The 20,411-nt window shown below is 27.0% G+C and carries 23 protein-coding genes; 14 read left to right on the forward strand and 9 right to left on the reverse strand.

Going from position 1 to position 20,411, the window contains the following annotated elements:
• The first annotated feature begins 106 nt into the window (after nucleotides 1–106).
• Together fliS and AACT_RS01990 are read left to right on the forward strand one after the other, a co-directional pair.
• Nucleotides 107–463 (forward strand): flagellar export chaperone FliS, encoded by a 357-nt coding sequence (fliS, locus tag AACT_RS01985; protein ID WP_172124470.1) that lies wholly within the window; start codon nucleotides 107–109, stop codon nucleotides 461–463.
• Entirely contained in the window at nucleotides 439–708 is a 270-nt protein-coding gene (locus AACT_RS01990) for a hypothetical protein (protein WP_172124472.1), read from the forward strand. Before fliS ends, AACT_RS01990 begins: the two co-directional genes overlap by 25 nt.
• Here AACT_RS01990 and tilS read toward each other — a convergent pair.
• The 4 genes from tilS to AACT_RS02010 form a co-directional block, all read right to left on the reverse strand.
• Complete coding sequence (gene tilS / locus AACT_RS01995) at nucleotides 697–1,677, reverse strand: tRNA lysidine(34) synthetase TilS (protein ID WP_172124474.1); 981 nt, start codon at nucleotides 1,675–1,677, stop codon at nucleotides 697–699. The genes AACT_RS01990 and tilS overlap by 12 nt on opposite strands.
• A 1-nt stretch (nucleotide 1,678) precedes the next feature.
• A complete protein-coding gene (gene rimO, locus AACT_RS02000) occupies nucleotides 1,679–3,019 on the reverse strand; it encodes a 30S ribosomal protein S12 methylthiotransferase RimO (RefSeq protein ID WP_172124476.1) in 1,341 nt (446 codons plus the stop codon).
• Nucleotides 3,020–3,083: 64 nt separating this feature from the next.
• Entirely contained in the window at nucleotides 3,084–3,902 is an 819-nt protein-coding gene (gene panC / locus AACT_RS02005) for a pantoate--beta-alanine ligase (RefSeq protein WP_172124478.1), read from the reverse strand.
• 29 nt (nucleotides 3,903–3,931) lie between these two features.
• Nucleotides 3,932–4,891, reverse strand: a complete 960-nt coding sequence (locus AACT_RS02010; protein ID WP_172124480.1) for an ABC transporter permease — start codon at nucleotides 4,889–4,891, stop codon at nucleotides 3,932–3,934.
• Nucleotides 4,892–4,920: 29 nt separating this feature from the next.
• Between AACT_RS02010 and acpS the strand changes: the two genes are divergently transcribed.
• Complete coding sequence (gene acpS / locus AACT_RS02015) at nucleotides 4,921–5,274, forward strand: holo-ACP synthase (RefSeq protein WP_172124482.1); 354 nt, start codon at nucleotides 4,921–4,923, stop codon at nucleotides 5,272–5,274.
• 29 nt (nucleotides 5,275–5,303) lie between these two features.
• Here the strand turns inward: acpS and ruvX are convergent, their stop codons facing one another.
• Nucleotides 5,304–5,684, reverse strand: coding sequence for a Holliday junction resolvase RuvX (gene ruvX / locus AACT_RS02020; RefSeq protein WP_172124484.1), 381 nt, complete (start codon nucleotides 5,682–5,684; stop codon nucleotides 5,304–5,306).
• Nucleotides 5,681–6,592 (reverse strand): methylenetetrahydrofolate reductase, encoded by a 912-nt coding sequence (locus tag AACT_RS02025; RefSeq protein ID WP_172124486.1) that lies wholly within the window; start codon nucleotides 6,590–6,592, stop codon nucleotides 5,681–5,683. Before AACT_RS02025 ends, ruvX begins: the two co-directional genes overlap by 4 nt.
• A gap of 81 nt (nucleotides 6,593–6,673) precedes the next feature.
• Here AACT_RS02025 and serB point away from each other — a divergent pair, with 81 nt between their 5' ends.
• The 3 genes from serB to AACT_RS02040 all read left to right on the forward strand — a co-directional run bounded on the left by serB (nucleotide 6,674) and on the right by AACT_RS02040 (nucleotide 9,887).
• Nucleotides 6,674–7,297 (forward strand): phosphoserine phosphatase SerB, encoded by a 624-nt coding sequence (serB, locus tag AACT_RS02030; protein WP_172124488.1) that lies wholly within the window; start codon nucleotides 6,674–6,676, stop codon nucleotides 7,295–7,297.
• A 94-nt stretch (nucleotides 7,298–7,391) separates the two neighbouring features.
• Nucleotides 7,392–8,384, forward strand: coding sequence for a transaldolase (locus AACT_RS02035; protein ID WP_172124491.1), 993 nt, complete (start codon nucleotides 7,392–7,394; stop codon nucleotides 8,382–8,384).
• 141 nt (nucleotides 8,385–8,525) lie between these two features.
• Entirely contained in the window at nucleotides 8,526–9,887 is a 1,362-nt protein-coding gene (locus AACT_RS02040; protein WP_172124494.1) for a class II 3-deoxy-7-phosphoheptulonate synthase, read from the forward strand.
• A gap of 37 nt (nucleotides 9,888–9,924) precedes the next feature.
• Here AACT_RS02040 and AACT_RS02045 read toward each other — a convergent pair whose 3' ends face one another.
• Genes AACT_RS02045 through tgt form a run of 3 tightly spaced genes read right to left on the reverse strand, consistent with a single transcriptional unit; the run spans nucleotide 9,925 to nucleotide 11,732 of the window.
• The gene (locus AACT_RS02045; RefSeq protein WP_172124497.1) at nucleotides 9,925–10,266 is read right to left on the reverse strand and encodes an arsenate reductase family protein; all 342 of its coding nucleotides are present in this window, start codon (nucleotides 10,264–10,266) and stop codon (nucleotides 9,925–9,927) included.
• Nucleotides 10,267–10,274: 8 nt separating this feature from the next.
• Nucleotides 10,275–10,565 (reverse strand): Asp-tRNA(Asn)/Glu-tRNA(Gln) amidotransferase subunit GatC, encoded by a 291-nt coding sequence (gene gatC, locus AACT_RS02050; protein WP_172124500.1) that lies wholly within the window; start codon nucleotides 10,563–10,565, stop codon nucleotides 10,275–10,277.
• A 45-nt stretch (nucleotides 10,566–10,610) separates the two neighbouring features.
• Nucleotides 10,611–11,732: a tRNA guanosine(34) transglycosylase Tgt gene (gene tgt / locus AACT_RS02055; protein WP_172124502.1), complete on the reverse strand. Its 1,122-nt coding sequence runs from the start codon at nucleotides 11,730–11,732 to the stop codon at nucleotides 10,611–10,613.
• A 143-nt stretch (nucleotides 11,733–11,875) separates the two neighbouring features.
• Between tgt and AACT_RS15595 the strand changes: the two genes are divergently transcribed.
• The 8 genes from AACT_RS15595 to murC all read left to right on the forward strand — a co-directional run bounded on the left by AACT_RS15595 (nucleotide 11,876) and on the right by murC (nucleotide 20,268).
• Nucleotides 11,876–12,004, forward strand: a complete 129-nt coding sequence (locus AACT_RS15595) for a hypothetical protein (RefSeq protein ID WP_272953563.1) — start codon at nucleotides 11,876–11,878, stop codon at nucleotides 12,002–12,004.
• A 149-nt stretch (nucleotides 12,005–12,153) separates the two neighbouring features.
• Nucleotides 12,154–13,266, forward strand: a complete 1,113-nt coding sequence (locus tag AACT_RS02060; protein ID WP_172124504.1) for a TolC family protein — start codon at nucleotides 12,154–12,156, stop codon at nucleotides 13,264–13,266.
• The gene (locus AACT_RS02065) at nucleotides 13,253–14,134 is read left to right on the forward strand and encodes a PhnD/SsuA/transferrin family substrate-binding protein (RefSeq protein ID WP_172124506.1); all 882 of its coding nucleotides are present in this window, start codon (nucleotides 13,253–13,255) and stop codon (nucleotides 14,132–14,134) included. Before AACT_RS02060 ends, AACT_RS02065 begins: the two co-directional genes overlap by 14 nt.
• A 3-nt stretch (nucleotides 14,135–14,137) precedes the next feature.
• Nucleotides 14,138–15,739 (forward strand): HAMP domain-containing sensor histidine kinase, encoded by a 1,602-nt coding sequence (locus tag AACT_RS02070; protein WP_172124508.1) that lies wholly within the window; start codon nucleotides 14,138–14,140, stop codon nucleotides 15,737–15,739.
• A gap of 78 nt (nucleotides 15,740–15,817) precedes the next feature.
• On the forward strand, nucleotides 15,818–17,245 hold the full coding sequence (locus AACT_RS02075; protein WP_172124510.1) for a COG3400 family protein: 1,428 nt from the start codon (nucleotides 15,818–15,820) through the stop codon (nucleotides 17,243–17,245).
• 13 nt (nucleotides 17,246–17,258) lie between these two features.
• The gene (locus AACT_RS02080; protein ID WP_172124512.1) at nucleotides 17,259–18,389 is read left to right on the forward strand and encodes a succinyldiaminopimelate transaminase; all 1,131 of its coding nucleotides are present in this window, start codon (nucleotides 17,259–17,261) and stop codon (nucleotides 18,387–18,389) included.
• Nucleotides 18,382–18,963 (forward strand): hypothetical protein, encoded by a 582-nt coding sequence (locus tag AACT_RS02085; RefSeq protein ID WP_172124514.1) that lies wholly within the window; start codon nucleotides 18,382–18,384, stop codon nucleotides 18,961–18,963. Before AACT_RS02080 ends, AACT_RS02085 begins: the two co-directional genes overlap by 8 nt.
• Nucleotides 18,964–20,268, forward strand: coding sequence for a UDP-N-acetylmuramate--L-alanine ligase (murC, locus tag AACT_RS02090; RefSeq protein ID WP_172124516.1), 1,305 nt, complete (start codon nucleotides 18,964–18,966; stop codon nucleotides 20,266–20,268). It begins immediately after the preceding gene.
• The last annotated feature ends 143 nt before the right edge of the window (nucleotides 20,269–20,411 follow it).

The raw sequence follows: 20,411 nt of genomic DNA on the forward strand, positions 1-20,411 counted from the left end.
TATTCTAAATGGATGAAAAATAAAAGTTATTTATTCCCATTTTTTCCACCTTTAAGGGAATCTATAATATACTTTTATGTTAAAATAATTAATATGGAGTTAGTATATGGGAATAGAAGCTTATAATCAACAAAACGCAATTTCAGATGATCCTTATGTTTTAGTATTAAAACTTTATGAGGGTGCAATCAAATATCTTTCTTTTGTAAAAAACTCAATGCAAGATGGAAATATCGAATTAAAATTTACTTATATTAATAAAACTATAGCAATTTTTGACGAACTAAGAAATGTATTAGATTTTGATGGTGGAGAAGTTGCTTATTATTTAGATGGTTTATATTTATATCAAATAGAAACACTATTTAGTGCTGGAATTGATGATAATATCAATTCAGTTAATCAAGTTATAAAAGTTACTCAAGGACTAATTGACGCATGGAAAGAAGAAACAGGTCTTTAAAAGCATTAAATGAATTAGTATATATTGATTCTTTAGATTCTTTTGCAAAAGCTGATGCTTTAGTAAAATGGTATAACGATTATTTATCAGAAGATACAATAGAAGATTTTCAGTTAGAATTTGAAGAATTAAAAAAACTAGAAGAGCTATTTTTTAGAAATATTAACTTTTTAAAAAAGCATAAAGAAGAAACTCGAATAGAGTTGATAAACACCCAAAAGATGAAAAGGTTTTTAAAGCATTAATTCTTTAGGGTTTATTTTTTTATAAGAAATATAGGCTCTTATATTTTTTGGAATATTATTTATTCTACACGTATCTTTAAATTTTTTATCCATTATACTTTTATTTAGGGGCGCAATCCAAATATATTTTTCACAAATAGATATATTTATTTTATGAGAAATTGTAAGCTCTTTTTGTTTTATTATCTCATTTCTTTGGGCACTACTTAGAAGAAATCCTCTTTTCTTTAAAGATAAATCAATTGTTCTAATATTTAAATTATCATCATTTTGATTTAAAAATATTTCTAATTCATCTATCTTTTTCATTGCTTCATTTTGTATATTCATAGAGTTTAAATCATTTTGTAAATATTCAAAAGATTTTTTGATTCCCGGGCTAAACTCTTCTAGAAATTTATTTGAAAAGTTATGTCTAAAGAAATTTCTTTTATATTTTTCATCAAAATTTGATTCATCAATAAAATACTTGTAACTATTTTTTTGTAGATAAATTATTAACTCATCTTTTGTAATATTTAATAGAGGTTTATAAATCTGATAGTTTTCTTTGTGTTCAAACTCATTAAATCCAATAAGTTCAATTAATCCTGCACCTTTACTTAATTGCATCATAAACCACTCTAATTTGTCGTTTAATTGGTGTGCAGTAATTAGAGTTTCATAAGAGTGCTTATTTATAATCTCTTCAAAAAAAGTATATCTTATATCCCTAGCTTTTTTCTCAAAATTAGAGCTGTTTTCAATGATTGTATCAAATATAAAAATCTCTTTATTATATTTTTTTGCTAGCTCTTTTGCATAAGAAACTTCATCGTTACTTTGAGCTCTTAGATTATAATTAACAATGGCAATATCAAAGGGAATGTCTTTTTCAATTAGTAAAAAAAAAAGTGCAGAAGAATCAATGCCTGCTGAAAATGCTAGCAGGTTTTTTTGATTCTTAATTGCACTAAAATCTAAGTTCATATTATTTAATAATAGTTGCTAGTAGTTTATCGCCTGCTAATTCAGTAACTCTTACTGTATACATTTGTCCAAATTTAATTTGCTCACCTTCAGCTAATTCATTATCATTGATATATATTTCACCATCAATATCAGGTGCCCATAATACTTTTCTAGCACTTAATAAATATTCATGTTCATCGCTTTCACCATCAATGTACACATCAAAAACTTGTCCAACTTCTGCTTCTAAAGACTCTTGAGTAGTTTGTGCAATTATATCTCCAATAACTTCAGCTCTTTCATCTATTATTTCTTGCTCAATTAATTCTTTTGAAGCAGCAGCTGCTGTTCCTTCTTCAGTTGAATAAGAAAATACATTTGCTCTATCAAATTTAAACTCTTCGATATATTTACAAAGTGCTTCATGATCTTCAAGTGTTTCACCTGGGTGTCCAGCAATAAATGTTGTTCTTACAAAAGAGTTTGGTTTAGTTCTCATATGATTCATAAGCTCATTTAGTTTTTCAACACCTTTTCCTCTTTTCATGATTTTAAGCATAGAAGGAGTGATATGTTGTAATGGCATATCAAAGTAGTTTACAAATACAGATGAATCTGCAATTTTATCAATTAAAGATAAAGTTGTAGTTGATGGGTAAAGGTATAAAATTCTAGCTGTTTTTATTCCTTCAATTTTTTCAACTTCAGAAATTAACTGCTCTAATCCATCTTTATGTCCTAAATCTCTTAAAAATGAAGATGAATCCTGTGATACAAAAGAAAAATCAATATAACCACGAGCTACAAGTGATTTAACCTCTTTTACAAGTGATTCAAGAGTTCTTGAGTGAAGTTTTCCTTTAAATGAAGGAATTGCACAAAATGAACAAGTTTGATTACATCCTTCACTAAGTTTCACATAAGCATGATATGAAGATCCTGTAATTACCCTTTCATTTGTGTCAGAAGCTAAAAATACTTCATTTGTAAAAGCACTTCTTTTCTCATTTACAAGTAAATCTATTTTATCATAGTCTCCAACTCCTGTGAATACATCAATTTCTGGTAACTCTTTTTGAAGTTCACCTTGATATCTTTCACTTAAACATCCAGCCATTACTAAAACTGATTCTTTTTTTCTTTCATCGTGAAGATTTAAAATAGTATTTAAACTCTCTTGTTTTGCACTATCAATAAACCCACATGTATTTACAATAATAACATCAGCACTTGCTGCATCATCTGTCATTGTATAATCTTTTAATTTACCTAACATAATCTCTGAGTCAACAAGGTTTTTTGTACAACCAAGACTTACTAAGTGTAGAGATTTTTTAGGATTTTGTGTTGAAAATTTCATATTATTATTCTTTTTATTTTATTTTTTTTGCAATTTTATCATAAACTCTTTTTAAAACAAAATGTTAAAGCCAAATATTATCAAGTAATCTAGTGTTTCCAAATCTAGCAACCACAAGTATTATTGTATTTTTTGGCTCAATTACTGTTATTTCATCAAATTCTCTATTAACAATTGCCACATATTCTACTTCTAATGTTTGCATTATTTCATAGATTTTATCTTTTACTTTTTGCACATCTCTTTCACCCTTTGAAATAAGTGAACCTGCCATATAAAGTGATTTAGAGATTAAAAGTGCTTCATGTCTTTGAGTAGAGTCTAAATAAATATTTCTAGAGCTTAGTGCTAAGCCATCATCTTCTCTTATGATTTCACATGGAATTATATTTATTGGCATAAAGAAATCCTTCACCATTTGAGTAATAAGTGAAAGCTGTTGAGCATCTTTTTTACCAAAGTATGCATTTGTTGGTTGAACTAAATTAAATAGTTTTAATACAACCCTTAAAACTCCATCAAAGTGTCCAGGTCTTGTTTTTCCTTCTAAAATATAACTTTTATTAGGAGCTTTTACTAAAACTTCTTCCTGTGAATACATAGTAGAAATTTCAGGCATAAAAACATAATCAACTTTGCACATTTGACAAATTCTCTTATCCGCTTCATCTTTTCTAGGATATGCATCTAAATCTTCTGTTGGTAAAAATTGAGTAGGATTTACAAAAATAGAAACAATAACTATGTCATTTTCTTCTCTTGCTTTTTTTATAAGTGAAATATGACCGTTGTGAAGTGCTCCCATTGTTGGAACAAAACCAACTGAACCGTTTATACTTTTTCTTATTTCTTGTAACTCTTCAATGGTTTTTAAAACTTGCAACTTTTTTCCTTATTTTAAATATATAAAATTTATTTTTCTTCATAATTTGGATTTAATTTTAATAAAACTAGATCTGCAATCATATTACCAATTAGTGTCAAAAAGGCACCAATTATCAAAATTCCCATAATAACTGGATAATCATGTGCCAAAGCACTTTGATAAAACAACAATCCCATTCCATCTATTGAAAATATTGTCTCAAGAATAACTGATCCCCCAATAATTCCTGGAAGTGAAAGTCCAAGTAAAGTAATAACTGGAGGATATAAGTTAGGTAAAATATAGTATCTTAAAATCTGTTTTTGACTTAAACCTCTAGCTTGGGCGAAAAATATATAATCAGATTTAAGTATTTCAATAGTTAAGCTTCTAATATATAAAATTAAACTTCCAATACCACCAAAAACGATAATAAATATAGGTAAAACTAAATGCCAAGCATAATCTAAATAATAAGCAAAACTTCCATCATCAGGAACACTATGTAATCCTGCAATTGGAAGAATTTCAAAATTTATAGAAAAAACTAGAACCAATAAAAGTGCTAAATAAAATGAAGGCATTGAAAAACTAAGAAGTGATAACTGTCCTGTAAATCTATCAAAAAAACTGTTTTTATTTAAAGCAGATTTGATTCCAAAATATAGTGATATTATAAATATCAATACCATAGAAAGTATGTTTATAATAAGAGTAATTGGAATTCTAGTTAATATTTCATTTTTAACCATTTCTCCACTTGAAAAAGATATTCCAAAATCAAGTTGAATTATAGAATAAAGCCAAGAAAAAAACTGAACATATAAAGGCTTATCTAAACCATAAATAGCTTTTAATTGTGCTATTGATTCAGGAGTTATATTTGGATTTAATTCACCACTTGCGAAAAATGAGTTAGGAGCAGCATTTATTGCTATAAAAGAAATAAGGCTAATAATAAATAACATGATGATAAGGTATAATATTTTTTTAATAAATAGTTTCATATGGGACATTATACAAAAGATAGGTTTAAATGATAGGCATAGATATAACATCGGTTGATAGAATTAAAAGAATGTATGAAAAGTTTGGAATAAGAGCTTATGAAAAGTTTTTAAATCCAAAAGAAATAGAGCTTGTAAAAAAGCCTGAAACTGCTGCTGGATTTTGGGCAGCTAAAGAAGCTGCTTCAAAAGCTATTGGTACGGGAATAGGAGCAGCTTGCGGTTTCCATGATATTAAAATATCAAAAAGTGAACTTGGGGCTCCATTGATAAAGTATAAAAAAAGAGTTCGTAAAGCTTTTAATATAAAAGATTCACACCTTTCAATTACTCATGATGCAGGATTTGTAATAGCTGTTGTGGTAAATAGTTTAAAGAAATAAAGTTTATTCTCTAAGCTTTTCTTTAGCCTTTATTTCTTAGCTAAAAATCTTTCTAATATGATTTTAGCAGCAAGAGAGTCAACTCTTCCATCTCTTTTATATTTAATCTCACCTTTTATCATATCTTCTGCTTCAATAGAACTCATATTCTCTTCGCAGAATTCATAAGGAATAGTAAGATTAAGTAAAGAGACAAAGTGTTGAATTCTTCTTTGCATTTCTTCATTTGCACTTGGAAAACCTACTATTAGTTTTTCGATTTCCCACTCTTTTAAAAAAGTATTTATATCTCGTGCTGCTTGGTCTCTATTTTTTCTCAAAATTGCACTTTGTGGAGTTACTATATTTGAAGCTAAACAAATAGCTAAACCTATTCTTTTAAGACCAACATCAATACAAGCTAATTTCAAGAAATAATCTCATTTGCCACATCAAATCTATTTGCAGTCATTAGGTGAATTTTCGGATGAAGTTTATTTATTTCTTTAAATAAATCAGAACTTAGTTTCATTCCAACTTTGTACTCTTCTTCTTCTGAGATACTATGAGCAGATTCTAAAGCATCAATCCAAAATTGAGGTACATGAATACCTGGAACTTGTGCTGATAAAAATAGAGCAGTTCTAAGTTTTGTAACTGGAAATAATCCAAAAATTAATTGAGCTTTTTTCTTATCACCTTCAACTCCATCTTTAGCTATATTGAATGATTCCAAAAGTTTTTTTGCATTTTCTATATCAAATACAGGTTGAGAAATTATTCCTAAAGCACCATTTTGTATTTTTTGGTGCATTTTTCTTTCTAAACTTGAAAAGTTTTTAGCATAAGAATTTACTACGGCAAAGGGAAATATTTGCTTTGGTTCAATTTTAAAAGGATGTCCTGAATAATCCATTCCATAGTTAAATGATTTTATTATTTTTAAAAGCATTAATGAATTTGATTCAAATACACCTTTTGAGTGTGGCTGATCACTCATTTTTGCAGGATCTCCTGTTAGGGCTAAAATAGCTCTAACATCAAAATCATTTGCACCCATTAAATCAGATTGTAAAGCAATTTTATTTCTATCTCTCATACTCATTGTTGCAATTACTGGTTTTTTAAATTCCATTTGTAATTTAAGTGAGGCAAAAAGGGCATTATATTTTAGTTTAGCAAGAGGATTATCTGTGCATGAAAAACCATCAACTCTATCTTGCAATTTAAATTTTTTAATTCTTTCTATAATATTATGCATAGATGGTTCGTGTTGAGGTGTTGTTTCAAGTGTTAAAAATCTATCTTCTTGAAGTTTTTGTATTAGTGTTTCAAACATAGTGAAAAACATTCCTTTTAGTATATTTAGTTAAATTTAGCTAATATTATACCTTTAAAAGACTAAAACTAGGGAAAATTAATGAAATTAGCTGTTTTTGATTTTGATTCAACACTTATGGATGGTGAGACTATTGATTTTCTTGCTGATGAATTAGGTATTGGAGAAGAGGTTGCAAAGATTACTGAAGAAGCAATGAGTGGGAGATTAGATTTTTTTGAATCTTTAACTACAAGAGTTGCTCTTTTAAAAGGTATGGAATATAATAAAGTTGTGGATATTTGTGCTAATTTACCTTTAATGCCAGGGGCAGAAGAATTAGTTCCTGCGCTTCAAAAAATGGGATATAAAGTAGTATGTTTTTCAGGTGGATTTAGATTAGGTACAGGTCCTGCTGCTAAAAGATTAGGTCTTGATGCAGATTTTTCAAATGTATTACATGAAAAAGATGGAAAACTAACAGGTCTAATTGGTGGAGATATGATGTTTGGATATTCAAAAGGTGATATGCTTCAAAGAATTCAATCTTTAATGGGAATAACAAGGGCTGATACATTAGTTTGTGGCGATGGAGCAAATGATTTATCAATGTTCGCACATGCTGATACTAGAATTGCTTTTTGCGCAAGAGAAATTCTTAAAAAAGAAGCAAATGTTGTTATTGATACAAAAGATTTAAGAAAAATTTTAGATTATATAAAATAGGCTTCTTTGTAAAGATTTTGTCGTTTGCTTCTTTTAATTAAAAAGAAGTTAGAAATATAGGTCCATTTTAAAAGGACATTTTAAAGGAATAAAAATGAGTTTAAAAGAAGAAATTAACTACTCTTTATGGTGTGATTTTATTGAAAGAGATTTTTTAGAAAATAGATTTAAAGAGATTATCAAAAAACAAATTATTCAAGGTGCAACATCAAATCCTGCGATTTTTGAATCATCAATTTCAAACTCTGTTGCTTATAAACAACAACTTGATATGTTACAAGCAAATAATGCAAAAACAATTTATGAAGAATTAGCATTAACAGATATTAAAAGAGCTGCTTTTCTACTTGATAAATTACATAAAAACGATTCTGATGATGGATTTATTTCTATTGAAGTTGACCCATTATTATGTGATGATGCAGCAGGAACTATTGAAGAAGGTGTTAGACTTTATTCTCAAATTAATGCTGAAAATGTAATGATAAAAGTTCCTGCAACTGAAGCTGGATATATTGCTATGAGAGAATTAACATCAAGAGGAATTAATGTAAATGCAACTTTGATTTTTTCACCAGCTCAAGCTATTAAATGTGCACAAGCTTTAGATGAAGGAATTAAAGATTCAAATAAAGATATAAAAGCAGTTATTTCTGTTTTTGTTTCAAGATTAGATAGATTAGCTGATGGTGATTTTGCATTAAAAGGACTTCAAACTTCAAAGCTTGGAATTGTTAATGCAACAAAATGTTATCACGAAGTAAATAAGTTTAAAAATCCAAATATTAGAACATTATTTGCAAGTACGGGTGTTAAAGGAAATGAGTTAAGTCCTACATATTATGTAGATAATTTAATTTTTCCAAACTCTGTAAATACAGCACCTCTTGCTACTATTGAGGATTGGTTAACTGATGGTTCAAAAGAGCCAACTGCTATTATGAGTGAAGTAGATTGTGATAAATATTTTGATACTTTAAAACAAAAAGGTATTAAAATGCAAGCAATTTATGACAAACTTTTAGTAGATGGACTAGACTCTTTTAAAGTTTCTTTTAGAGATTTACTTTCAAAACTAATTAACTAATATATTTAAGTAGCTATTTTTAGCTACTTAAATAACTATACCAAAAACTACTATTACAAACTAATAACAAAACAAACTCAACAACTTAAGAATTATTTAGATAAAATTTATTCAATTAATTAAAAACAAAAGGCAGATTAAATGAATAATTGGAATCCAAGCTCTTGGAGAGATTTCCCTATAAAGCAACAACCTACTTATACTGATTTAGAAAAACTAAAAAAAGTAGAAAGTGAATTAGCTTCTTATCCACCTTTAATTTTTGCAGGTGAAGCGCTAAATTTAAAAAAACAGTTAGCTGATGTAGTAAATGGGAAAGCTTTTTTACTTCAAGGGGGAGATTGTGCAGAATCATTTTCATCATTTAATGCGGCAAATATAAAAGATTTATTTAAAGTAATGATGCAAATGGCTGTTGTTTTAACTTTTTCAGGTGGTTGTCCAGTTGTAAAAGTAGGGCGAGTTGCAGGGCAGTTTGCAAAACCTAGATCTTCTGATTTTGAAGAAATAGATGGAATTTCATTACCATCTTATAGAGGTGATATTGTAAATGATATTGAGTTTACAGAAAAAGCAAGAAATCCAAAAGCTAAAAAACTTTTAAAAGCATATAACCAAAGTGCAGCAACAATGAACCTTTTAAGAGCATTCTCAAGAGGTGGAATGGCTGATTTAAATCAAGTTCATTTATGGAATTTAGACTTTGTTAAAGATAATTATTTAGGTGCTAAATATGAAGAGTTAGCAGATGAAATTTCAAAAACATTGAAGTTTATGAAAGCATGTGGAATTACAAGTGAATCAACTCCTCAAATCAATCAAACAACACTATTTACTTCTCATGAAGCATTATTATTAAACTATGAGCAAGCACTTACAAGAAGAGATTCAATTACAGGTGACTGGTTTAACTGTGCTGCTCATATGTTATGGATAGGGGATAGAACAAGAGATTTAAGAGATGCTCATATTGAATATTTCAGAGGTATTAAAAATCCTATTGGTTGTAAAGTTGGTCCAACTATGAGAGAAGATGAACTAATTCAATTAATAGATACTTTAAATCCTGATAATGAAGCAGGAAGATTAAATCTAATTGTTAGAATGGGTGCAAATAAAGTAGGTGATTATCTACCTAAACTATTGAAAAAAGTAAAAGCTGAAGGTAAAAATGTATTATGGTCTTGTGACCCAATGCATGGAAATACAATTAAAGCTGATAATGGTTATAAAACAAGAGATTTTGAAGCAATATTATCTGAAGTAAAACAGTTTTTCCAAATCCATAAAGCAGAAGGTACATACGCAGGTGGAATTCACTTAGAAATGACAGGACAAAACGTAACTGAATGTACAGGAAGTGCAAGTTCTGCTGTTACTCAAGAAGGATTAGCTTCTAGATATCATACACAATGTGACCCTAGAATGAATGCTGATCAAGCATTAGAATTGTCATTTATGATAGCTGATACTTTAAAAGAAGCTAGAAGCGATTTATTTTAGAAAAATAGACTAAAAAATAGAGTAGAAATTTCCTACTCTATAAAAAAGTTTTTTTATAAATATCTTCATCCCAAGCTACAAGAACTTTGTTATCAAACTCAATAACAGGTCTTTTGAAAAGCATAGGTTCTTTACATAACCATTCAAATTTTCCATTTTCATCTAAGTTTAATTCTTTTAGATTTAATGTTTTATATTTTGTACCTTTTGAATTAAAAAGTATATTTATATCAGACTTTTGTGTCCAAGTTTTTATTTTGTCACTAGATGGAGTTTCCTTTTTAAAATCAAAAAATTCAACTTCTATATTATTGTCTTTGAAAAATTTCAAAGCGTTTCTAACACTTCCACAAGTTTTTATTCCATAAACTGTAATCATTTACTTTCCTATTCAATAATTTTTGGAACTACGAAATATCCATCTTCACTTTTTGGTGCATGTTTTAAAATATGATTTGATAGTTCTAAATCTTGAACTGCAACATCTTCTCTTAATGGAGTTCCACCTTCAATTGTACTAAATGTTGCTTCAATTCCTGAAACATCGATTTCATTTAAATTTTCAACAAAGTTTATAATATCACCTAACTCTGCTTTTAATTTCTCTTTTTTTGAATCATCAATTTCTAAACTAGATAGTTTAGATAGTTTTGCTATTAAGTTATCATCAACAGTCATAATTTTCCTTAATTTTTAATATTTTTTATTTTAGCTAAAAAGAGTTTATTTGCTTCTTTTCGCATAAAACTCTTTTTTAAATTCAATCCAATTATCGGCTAAAATAGCCTCTCTTGCTTCTTTCATAAGTGATAAATAGTAGTGAATATTATGAATTGAACCAAGTCTAAAATATGTTATCTCTTTTGCTCTATAAAGATGATTTAAATATGCTTTTGAAAAGTTTTTACAAGTATAACAATCACAGGCTTCATCAATTGGAGTAACATCGTCTTTATACTCAGCTTTTTTGATATTTAATCTTCCAAAAGTAGTAAATAAAGTTCCATTTCTAGCATTTCTAGTAGGCATTACACAATCAAACATATCAACACCTCTTTCGATGTTTTCAATTAAATCCTCAGGAGTTCCAACACCCATTAGATATCTTGGTTTATCTTTTGGCATAAATTGTGTAGTCCATTCAACAGTTTCATACATATCAGCATTTGGTTCACCAACACTTAATCCACCAATTGCAAAACCATCATAATCTGAAAGTGCACAAAGTTGTTCAGCGCTTTGTTTTCTAAACTCTTTATCTGTTCCACCTTGGATGATTGCAAAGATATTTTGATTTACTCCAATTCCTTTTTCTTTTTGACTCATATGATATTCAATTGCTTCTTTTGCCCATTTAGTAGTTCTTTCAATTGATTTTGAAATTCTTTCTTGAGTATTTGGTAAGGCAACTAAATCATCTAAAATCATCATAATATCAGAGTTCAAATCATATTGAGTATCAAGTACACTTTTTGGTGTAAAATAGTGTTTACTACCATCATGATGTGATTTAAACATAATTCCATTTTCATCAGGTTTTGAATTATCACTTAAAGAAAATGCTTGAAACCCACCTGAGTCTGTGAGAAAAGAGTTTGGAAATTTTGAAAATCCATGAAGTCCACCAAATTTTTTAACTAGTTTACTTCCTGGTCTTAAATATAAGTGGTAAGTATTTCCCAGTATGATTTTAGCACCTAGTTCTAACATATCGTTAGCATCAAGTGCTTTTACAGTTCCTTGAGTACCAACTGGCATAAAAACAGGAGTTTGAATTGTACTATGAGCTGTAACTATAGTACATGCTCTAGCTTTGTTTGAAGTTGCGTTTATTGTGAATTGCATAAAATATATAAACCTTAATTAAAATATTTTGATTATATCTAAAGTTAAATAATAATAAAATTTTATAATAATTATATACTATTTTAATTATAAAATAATAATTTTGGTGTATAATATAATAATATTTTTAAGCAAGGCAATTAATGAAAAAAATTCTACTAATCTCATTTCTTATGATCTCTTCGATTTTTGCAAAAGAAGTAAAAATAAGTTTAGATGAGGCTATATCCTTAGCTTTAGAAAATAATGGTTTAAATAAATTTCAAAGATAAATTTAGAAATTGCAGAGGCTCAATATCAACAAGCTCTTAGTGCAAACTACCCAAGTTTAGATGCTGTTTTATATGCAAATAGAGATAAAAAAGATTTAATATATCAACAAAGAGGAACATTTACCTTACCTGCAAATTTAGCTGGTGCATTGTCATATGTTACGGGACAACAAATAACTACAATTCCTGCTGATATAGATGCAACTGCATATGGTAGAGATACAGTTAAAGGTTCACTTGAACTAAATTATCCACTTTATACAGGTGGAAAAATTGAAGCTATTATTAATCAAGCTAAACTAAATAAAGAATTAGTGAAAGTTGTAATAATAAGAAGTCAAAATGATGTTACTTTTGATGTAAAAAGATACTATTATGGATACATACTAACTAATGAATTACATAAAATAGTAGAAAAGATTTATAAAAATATGAAATTTAGTACAGATTTAGCAAAAGAGTTTTTAGAAAGTAGTACAACATTAAAAATAAACAGAACAGATTATTTAAATGCAAAATTAACAACTTCTTTACTTCAATCAACACTTTCAAAACTAGAATTAAATAGAGAACTATTAAAAAATGCAATGGGAAATTTAGTTGGTTTAACTTGGGATGATAAGGTTGAAATTTCTTATGAAGAAAAAGAAATATTAAATCAAAATCTTTCTTTACAAAAAATAATAGAAAAAGCTTATTCATTAAATCCAGATATTCATCAAGTAAATCTAGCAGTTAAAATAAAAGATGAGCAAATAAATGAAGCCCAATCTGCTTATTATCCTCAGGTTGGAGTTTTTGGTAGTGTTAATCGAACTTATAATTCTTATGAATATGGATATTTAAATGATGATAATCAAGATACTTGGAATATAGGAATTGCAGTTAAAATGTCTCTTTTTGATGGCTTTAAAACTAAAAATACAGTCTTAGAAAAGAAATTAAATAAAAATGTAATGGATGAGCAAAAAATATTACTAGAAAATGCAGTTGCTTTACAACTAAAAAATGAGTTTTTAACTTCTACTTTAGGATATGAGCAGATTAATATATTAAAAGAAGCAGTTGCGACAGCAGCTGAAAATAGTGAATTAAATCTAAAAGGCTTCGAATATGAAATGGTTGAAGCAAGAGATTTAGTTCAATCCCAGTTAACAGAAGCTTACATCAGAGCAGATTATTTAAAAAATGTGCATGATTATTTGCTTTCATTAGCTACAATTGATAAATTGATAGGACAAAAATTAGATGAAAGTTTTTAAAAATGTTTTAGTTTTTATTTTTCTATTTTTAAACATATCTTCAAATGCTGAAGAAAAATTAGTTTTTGGGATTACAGTTTCAGAAAACTATGCTGGAGATGAACATCGTATAAGAAAATTAGCTTCTAATATGATTAATAAAATGAATATTGAATATGAGAAAGAATTTGATGCAATTTTTTATGATAATCAAGAATTGTTATTAAAAGATTTTAAAGATAAAAAAAATATTAATGCAGTTGTGCTTTACCCAGCGTTTTATTTTGATAATAAAAACTTAATAAAAAAGATATCTAAAAATCCATTTATTTATAAAACTAGCACAACAAGTAGCTCTCAATTATTTTTAATAGCAAATACGAACTCAAAAATTAATTCAATCAGTGATATAAAAAATAAAACGTTTATGAATACAGATTTTAATGATACTTATTCAACTTGGTTAGATTATTTAACACTAAAAAATTTAAATAACACATATAAGAAAGTAATAGGAAATCAATTAAAATCTAGTAAATCATCAACAGCATTGTTAGATGTATATTTTAATAAAGCAGATTTCTGTGTTATTGAAAAAGAAACATATGTAAATATGTTAATACTTAATCCATCTTTAGAAAAAAAATTAAAAGTCGTAGAAAAATCTCCAGAAATATTTTTCTCTGCAATTACAACAATTCACAAAGAGGCAACGCCAGAGTTAATAACTTTAATAAATGAAATATTAGATAAGAAAACTTTTAAAGATGATTTTAAAGAATTTTTAAAGTTGATAAATTTAGATTCAGCTTTAAGAGTTGAATTTGAAGACTTGAAAAATTTTGAAGATTTTTATTCTGAATATAGATTTTTAAAAGGGAAAGAATAATTAATGTTTTTTACTAAAAATACAATATTCTCTAAAATATTTAGATTACTTTTTGTTCTGTTTGTATTTGTTAGTATTCCATTAATAATATATTCTATTTCTACTCAAAAGAAAATGCTTTTAGATTCTTTAGAAGTTGAAGCTAAAGATATAAATAGATTTATTGAATTTGCATTGTCTGATGCCTTGCTTTTAAATGATAATTCAGCAATTGTAGAATTTTTAATAGATTATTCAAAGAAAAATGAAAAGCTGGAAAATATAATTATTTCAAAAGAAAACAATGATTATATAATTATTGAAAAAAATTCTTGGTCATTTGAACCTCAAATAGATCAAAAGTATAAAGATTTAGAAAAAAATGTTGAAAATTCTTTATTATTTAAATCACCCATCTTAAATACACAAGTTTTTCATCATACTTTCCCTATATATTCTTCAGGAATACATTTAGGATGGATTCATTTAAGTATGAGTCTTGATGAATATAATAAAAGATTAGAGACTGTTTATTTAGGTTTTTTTACATTTTTTATTATACTCTTGGGATTTTCTTTATTTATCTCATATATTCTTTCAAAATCAATTTCAGATCCTATTGTTTCATTAAATAATGTTGTAAGTAATATTTCTAAAGGAAATTTAAAATTAAGATCAAATTATGAAAGTGATGATGAAGTAGGAGCTTTAGCTCAAGGTTTTAATACAATGATATCTGCAATTGATGAAACACAAATACAGTTAAAACTTTCCCATGAAAAACTTGAAGAAAGAGTAGAATTAAGAACAAAAGATTTAGATAATACAAATAAATTATTAGAAACAAAAACAACAGAACTTGAAGAGTTAAATAAATCTCTTGATAAAAAAATAAAAGAAGAGATAGAAAAAAGAATTCAACAAGAAAGTATTCTAATACAACAATCAAGACTTGCAGCAACAGGTGAAATGATAGGTAATATTGCTCACCAATGGAGACAGCCATTATCTTTGATTACCACATGTGCAAGTGGAATAAAACTTGAAAAAGAGTTTGGTGTTTCAACTAAAGAAAGTGAAGTAGCAAAATTAGATACTATTATTCAATCTTCAAATTATTTATCTAAAACAATAGATGATTTTAGAAACTTCTTTAAGCCAAATAAAGAAAAAAACTATTTCTCTATTGAAGAAATGGCAAACCAATCTATCTCGTTAATAAGCGCAAGTTTTGCTTTTCATTATATAAAGATAAATAAAAACTTTGCCAATATAGAAAAAGTTTTTGGTTTTCCAAATGAATTTTCACAAGCAATATTAAATGTATTAGCAAATGCAAAAGATGTTTTAGTTCAGAAGGAAATAGAAAATCCACAGGTAAATATTAATATATATGAAAATGAAGAGTTTGGTTTTTTGGAAATAGAAGATAATGGAGGTGGTATAAATCCAAATATTCTAATAAAAATATTTGAACCATATTTTACAACAAAAGAAAAGAATCAAGGTACTGGAATTGGGCTTTATATGTCTAAAATGATTGTTGAAAAAAATATGAGTGGAAAATTAACCGTTATTAATACTTCAATTGGTGCAAAATTTATTTTTGCTATTCCAAAGGAATAAAATTACTTTCTAAAATTTGTTTTTAAATCATAATATCTTCGAACCAAATATTTAGTACGAAAAAGATATAATCCTTCCATGAAAAAAATATTAATTATACTAGATGGTATTGTTGCAAAGAAATTAATGCAAAGAATTATTGAAGCTAATACGGGCGACAATAGTTACGATGTTATTTATATGAGTGATGTGATATTACCTGTACAAAAACCTTCAAATTTTACATTTTATAAGTTTGATCCAACATCTAAATCAAAGCTAGCAATGGTTTTAGATAAAAATATTCATACTGAAGTTTTAATTGCACTTAACTCTAAAGACGAGATGTTAAATGTAATAAAAAATATTAGAGAACATACAAAAAATCTTCAGATGACTATTTTGGATTATTGGGGAATGAAATCAAGTGACCCTTTAGTAACTATATATAGAGGTATTGAAGTTCTTGCTAATGGAATGGTTGAGAAACTTCCAAATGTACCTGTTTTAGCTCAAAATATTGGATTAAAACAAGGTGAAATTATGGAAATTAGAGTTCCTTTTGGAAGCTCTTATGCATATAGATATATAGGTTCTATTGAGCAAAAAGAGTGGAAAATATTTGGACTTTATAGAAACCAAAAAATGATTACAATAAAACCATCATTAGTTTTAAAACCAAATGACCTTATTTTAGTTATTGGAAAACCTGAAGTTTTAATGCAAGTTTATAATGTAATAGGAAAAACACAAGGGCAGTTTCCTATGCCATTTGGAAGTAATATTTATTTATATTTAGATTTATATTTCGAAGATGAAAATAGTGTAAGAAAAGCTATTGAAGAAGCTAAATATTTAAATCAGAAATTAAAAAACAATTTATTAATAGTTAGAATCACAAGACCAACTACTGTTGAGATTATGGATTTTATAAAAAGTGAATTAAAATATTTCCCAACAATTAATTTAATTATTGATTATTCAAATAAGGGTTTTGCAAAAATTATAAAAGAAGATTCAAGAAAAAACAATATTGGTATGATTATGTTAACTTCTGAAATGTTTAAAAATAAAGAGAATACTAAATCTGTTATGGAATTGAAAATTCCAGTTTTTAAATTTGGTAAAGAGAAGTTAAAATCAATTAAAAGAACAGTAATTGTATTAAATGATACAAACTCTTATGAACAAATTTCTCCAATTGTATTTGATATTTCAAGTCAATTAAAAGTAAAAACAAAAATATTTGATTTAGATCCTATTGGAGAAAAAGATGGAAAGTCTACTCTTTTAGATCATTTTGAAAATCTTGCAAAAATATTTAATGAAAAATTAGAAGTTGTAACAAGTGGTGAAAATCCTATTAGAGAATTAAAAAAACAAAGAAATATGCTACAGATATTACCTTTAAAAGATGAAATGTTCAAAAAAAGATTCTCTTTTAAATTTTTATATACAAATAGTGATTTTATAGCATTTGATATGAATAAATTTAATCAACTATTAATTCCAATAGTTGAAGAATAAAAGGAAAAAATTAATGAATTTTGAAAAATATCCATTTGAAAGATTAACTGAGTTATTGCAAGATATAATTCCAAATGAAAAATATGAATTATCAGCTTTAACAATAGGTGAACCAAAATTTGAAACACCTCAATTTATACAAGATAAATTAAAAGAAACAAGCTCTTTATTAAAAAAATATCCATCAACAATTGGTGAGCCATTTTTAAGAGAATCAATGATAAATTTTGTAAAAACAAGATTTAATGTAAGTTTGCAAATGAATCAAATTATTCCATCATTTGGAACAAGAGAAGTTTTATTTAACTTCCCTCAATTTGCTTTATTTAATAAAAAAAATCCAGTAATTGCTTTTACAAACCCTTTTTATCAAATCTATGAAGGAGCTGCTATTGCTGCAAGAGCAGAAGTTATTCATATTGATTTAACAAAAGAGAATAACTTTAAAGCAAATCTTAGTGATGAAGATTTAAAAAGATGTGATTTAGTAATAATAAACTTTCCAAATAATCCAACATCAGCTTCAATGAGTATTGAAGAGCTTGGATCTTGGGTAGAAAAAGCTTTAAAATATGATTTTATTTTAGTAAATGATGAGTGTTATTCAGAAATTTATTTTGATGAGAAAACAAAACCAGCTTCACTTTTAGAAGCTTCACTTCTTGTTGGAAATGAAAGCTTCAAAAATATTCTTGTTATGAATTCTATATCAAAAAGAAGTAGTGCGCCAGGTTTACGAAGCGGTTTCATAGCAGGTGATGAGCAAATTTTAAAAGAGTATTTACAATATAGAACTTATGTAGGATGTGCAAGTCCTGTTCCTCTACAAGAAGCAGCAGCTGTTGCTTGGAATGATCAAGAACATGTAGCTGGTTTTAGAAAAATCTACAAAAAGAATTTTGAAATAGCAAACGAGATTTTAGGTACACCAATTCCTGATGCAACTTTTTATATTTGGCTTGAAGTAGAAGATGAACTTGAATTTACAAGAAACTTATATAAAGAAAAAAATGTAAAAGTATTACCAGGAAGCTTTTTAGGAAGAAATGGTTTAGGAAAAGGATATATTAGAATTGCTCTTGTGGAAAATGAAATTAAAACAAGAGATGTACTTACAAGATTAAAGGATTTTATAGATGGATAAAGAAGCATTATTTGAAGCAAGAACAAACCCAGATTTTTTAAAATATTTAGAAGAAGCCAGAATTAACTCTATGAAAGCTGAAGATATTGGATTAATGTATGAAACATTAGATTCTATGTTAGTTTTAGATTTAGATGAAGAAAAAGTAAATAAATTATATGAGCAAATTTTAAAAACATCATTTTCTAATGTGGAAAAGATTTTAAGTAAACATGCAAAATTAAATCTTGAAGATGATAATTTATTATACGTAAGAGCTTTATATGAACATGCTATTGAAAAATGGTCCCATGATAATTTTGATGGGGCAAAAGATCTGATTTTTGTTTTGGCAAATATCGTTGACGACGAATCTTTAGTAAAATCTTTAAAGATTTTAATTGTATTTTTATCATCAAAAATAGGACTTGATGATTTTTATGATACAAGAGTTGATTTAGAAGCTGATGTTGATGATGAAAAATATGGATATTTTATTACAAATTTTAACTTTGATAATCAAGAGTTTTTAGATGAAAATAAAGATATTTTAGAAACTGAATATAAAAATTTAAAACATTTATTAGGAAATTAATTGAAAGTACATTTTATAGGAATTGGTGGAATTGGTCTTTCTGCCTTAGCAAGATTTTTAAATTTTGACGGGCATGAAGTAAGTGGTTCTGATATGAAAAGCTCTTTAATTACAAAAGCTTTAGAGGATGAAGGAATAAAAGTTTTTTGTCCACAAAGTGAAACAAATATAAAAGATGATTTTGATTTAGTTATATACTCAGCCGCTGTTACAGATGAAAATCCTGAATTAATAGAAGCTAGACTTAAACAAATAAGAACACTTTCAAGAAAAGAAGCACTTCCTATTATTTTAGGGGATAAGAAAAACTATTGTGTTGCAGGAGCTCACGGCAAATCAACTACAACTGCTATCTTAGCTTCGATACTTCAAAGTAGCGCATTAATAGGAGCTATTTCAAAAGATTTTGGTTCAAACTTTAGATATGTAAATGATTTAATAGCTTTCGAAGCTGATGAGTCTGATGCATCTTTTTTACTTTCTAATCCTTATTGTGCAATTGTTACAAATGCTGAACCTGAGCATATGGAATATTATCACTATGATTATGATAAATTTTATGAGTCATATGAAAGATTTATCTCACTTGCTACAAAAAAAGTAGTAAATGGTGAAGATAAAGATATTAAAAAATTGAAAATCGAAGATGCAACTTATCTATATCCATCTAAAGATATTAAAAATCTTTGTTATACCCTAAGAGATAATCAACCTTGTACTAAATTTGATTTAAAAGATTTAGGTACATTTGAGGTTTGGGGGTTTGGTTTTCATATGGCTTCAAATGCTTCATTAGCGATACTTGCTGCACTGAATGAACTTGATGTTGAAACTATTAGAAAAAATCTTTTAAACTATAAAGGTATTAAAAAAAGATTTGATATTGTTCAAGCAAATGATAAATTTGTTGTAATTGATGATTATGCTCATCATCCAACAGAAATTGAAGCAACTATGAAATCAATTGAGTTATATGATAATCTTACTAATCTAAATAAAAGAATAGTTCTTTGGCAACCACATAAATATAGTAGAACTAGTGATAATCTAGAAGGTTTTAAAAAATGTTTTAGAAGATGTGACGAACTTATTATTTTACCAATTTGGACGATTCCAGGTGAGAAAAAAATTGATATCGATTTCCAAAAAGAATTTGCAGCATATAATCCAATTTTTGCAGATAGAATCTCTACAACAGAAGGTAGAGTTGATTTAATAAAAGATGAAAAGATTATAAAAAGTTACGATGAAGGTATTTTTTTAGGTGTTGGTGCTGGTGATATTACTTATCAGTTAAGACACTAAAACTTTATAAATTCCCCATTTTTTACTTTACCTTTTTAAGTAAAAAATGAGTGTTTATCTTCTATAGATTCTAAAATACCATCTTTTTTAAAAGTGCATTTTTTATCTTATGTTTAATATTTAAAAATAAATAAAGCTTTCTA

The sequence above is a fragment of the Arcobacter acticola genome, from assembly GCF_013177675.1.
Taxonomy (GTDB): Bacteria; Campylobacterota; Campylobacteria; order Campylobacterales; family Arcobacteraceae; genus Aliarcobacter; species Aliarcobacter acticola.

Excerpts from the sequence above, each read along its gene's own strand:
- fliS (WP_172124470.1), top strand. The coding sequence starts at position 107 with ATGGGAATAGAAGCTTATAATCAACAAAACGCAATTTCAGATGATCCT.
- AACT_RS01990 (WP_172124472.1), top strand. The coding sequence starts at position 439 with ATGGAAAGAAGAAACAGGTCTTTAAAAGCATTAAATGAATTAGTATAT.
- tilS (WP_172124474.1), bottom strand. The coding sequence starts at position 1,677 with ATGAACTTAGATTTTAGTGCAATTAAGAATCAAAAAAACCTGCTAGCA.
- rimO (WP_172124476.1), bottom strand. The coding sequence starts at position 3,019 with ATGAAATTTTCAACACAAAATCCTAAAAAATCTCTACACTTAGTAAGT.
- AACT_RS02010 (WP_172124480.1), bottom strand. The coding sequence starts at position 4,891 with ATGAAACTATTTATTAAAAAAATATTATACCTTATCATCATGTTATTT.
- acpS (WP_172124482.1), top strand. The coding sequence starts at position 4,921 with ATGATAGGCATAGATATAACATCGGTTGATAGAATTAAAAGAATGTAT.
- AACT_RS02025 (WP_172124486.1), bottom strand. The coding sequence starts at position 6,592 with ATGTTTGAAACACTAATACAAAAACTTCAAGAAGATAGATTTTTAACA.
- serB (WP_172124488.1), top strand. The coding sequence starts at position 6,674 with ATGAAATTAGCTGTTTTTGATTTTGATTCAACACTTATGGATGGTGAG.
- AACT_RS02035 (WP_172124491.1), top strand. The coding sequence starts at position 7,392 with ATGAGTTTAAAAGAAGAAATTAACTACTCTTTATGGTGTGATTTTATT.
- AACT_RS02040 (WP_172124494.1), top strand. The coding sequence starts at position 8,526 with ATGAATAATTGGAATCCAAGCTCTTGGAGAGATTTCCCTATAAAGCAA.
- AACT_RS02045 (WP_172124497.1), bottom strand. The coding sequence starts at position 10,266 with ATGATTACAGTTTATGGAATAAAAACTTGTGGAAGTGTTAGAAACGCT.
- gatC (WP_172124500.1), bottom strand. The coding sequence starts at position 10,565 with ATGACTGTTGATGATAACTTAATAGCAAAACTATCTAAACTATCTAGT.
- tgt (WP_172124502.1), bottom strand. The coding sequence starts at position 11,732 with ATGCAATTCACAATAAACGCAACTTCAAACAAAGCTAGAGCATGTACT.
- AACT_RS15595 (WP_272953563.1), top strand. The coding sequence starts at position 11,876 with ATGAAAAAAATTCTACTAATCTCATTTCTTATGATCTCTTCGATTTTT.
- AACT_RS02065 (WP_172124506.1), top strand. The coding sequence starts at position 13,253 with ATGAAAGTTTTTAAAAATGTTTTAGTTTTTATTTTTCTATTTTTAAAC.
- AACT_RS02070 (WP_172124508.1), top strand. The coding sequence starts at position 14,138 with ATGTTTTTTACTAAAAATACAATATTCTCTAAAATATTTAGATTACTT.
- AACT_RS02075 (WP_172124510.1), top strand. The coding sequence starts at position 15,818 with ATGAAAAAAATATTAATTATACTAGATGGTATTGTTGCAAAGAAATTA.
- AACT_RS02080 (WP_172124512.1), top strand. The coding sequence starts at position 17,259 with ATGAATTTTGAAAAATATCCATTTGAAAGATTAACTGAGTTATTGCAA.
- AACT_RS02085 (WP_172124514.1), top strand. The coding sequence starts at position 18,382 with ATGGATAAAGAAGCATTATTTGAAGCAAGAACAAACCCAGATTTTTTA.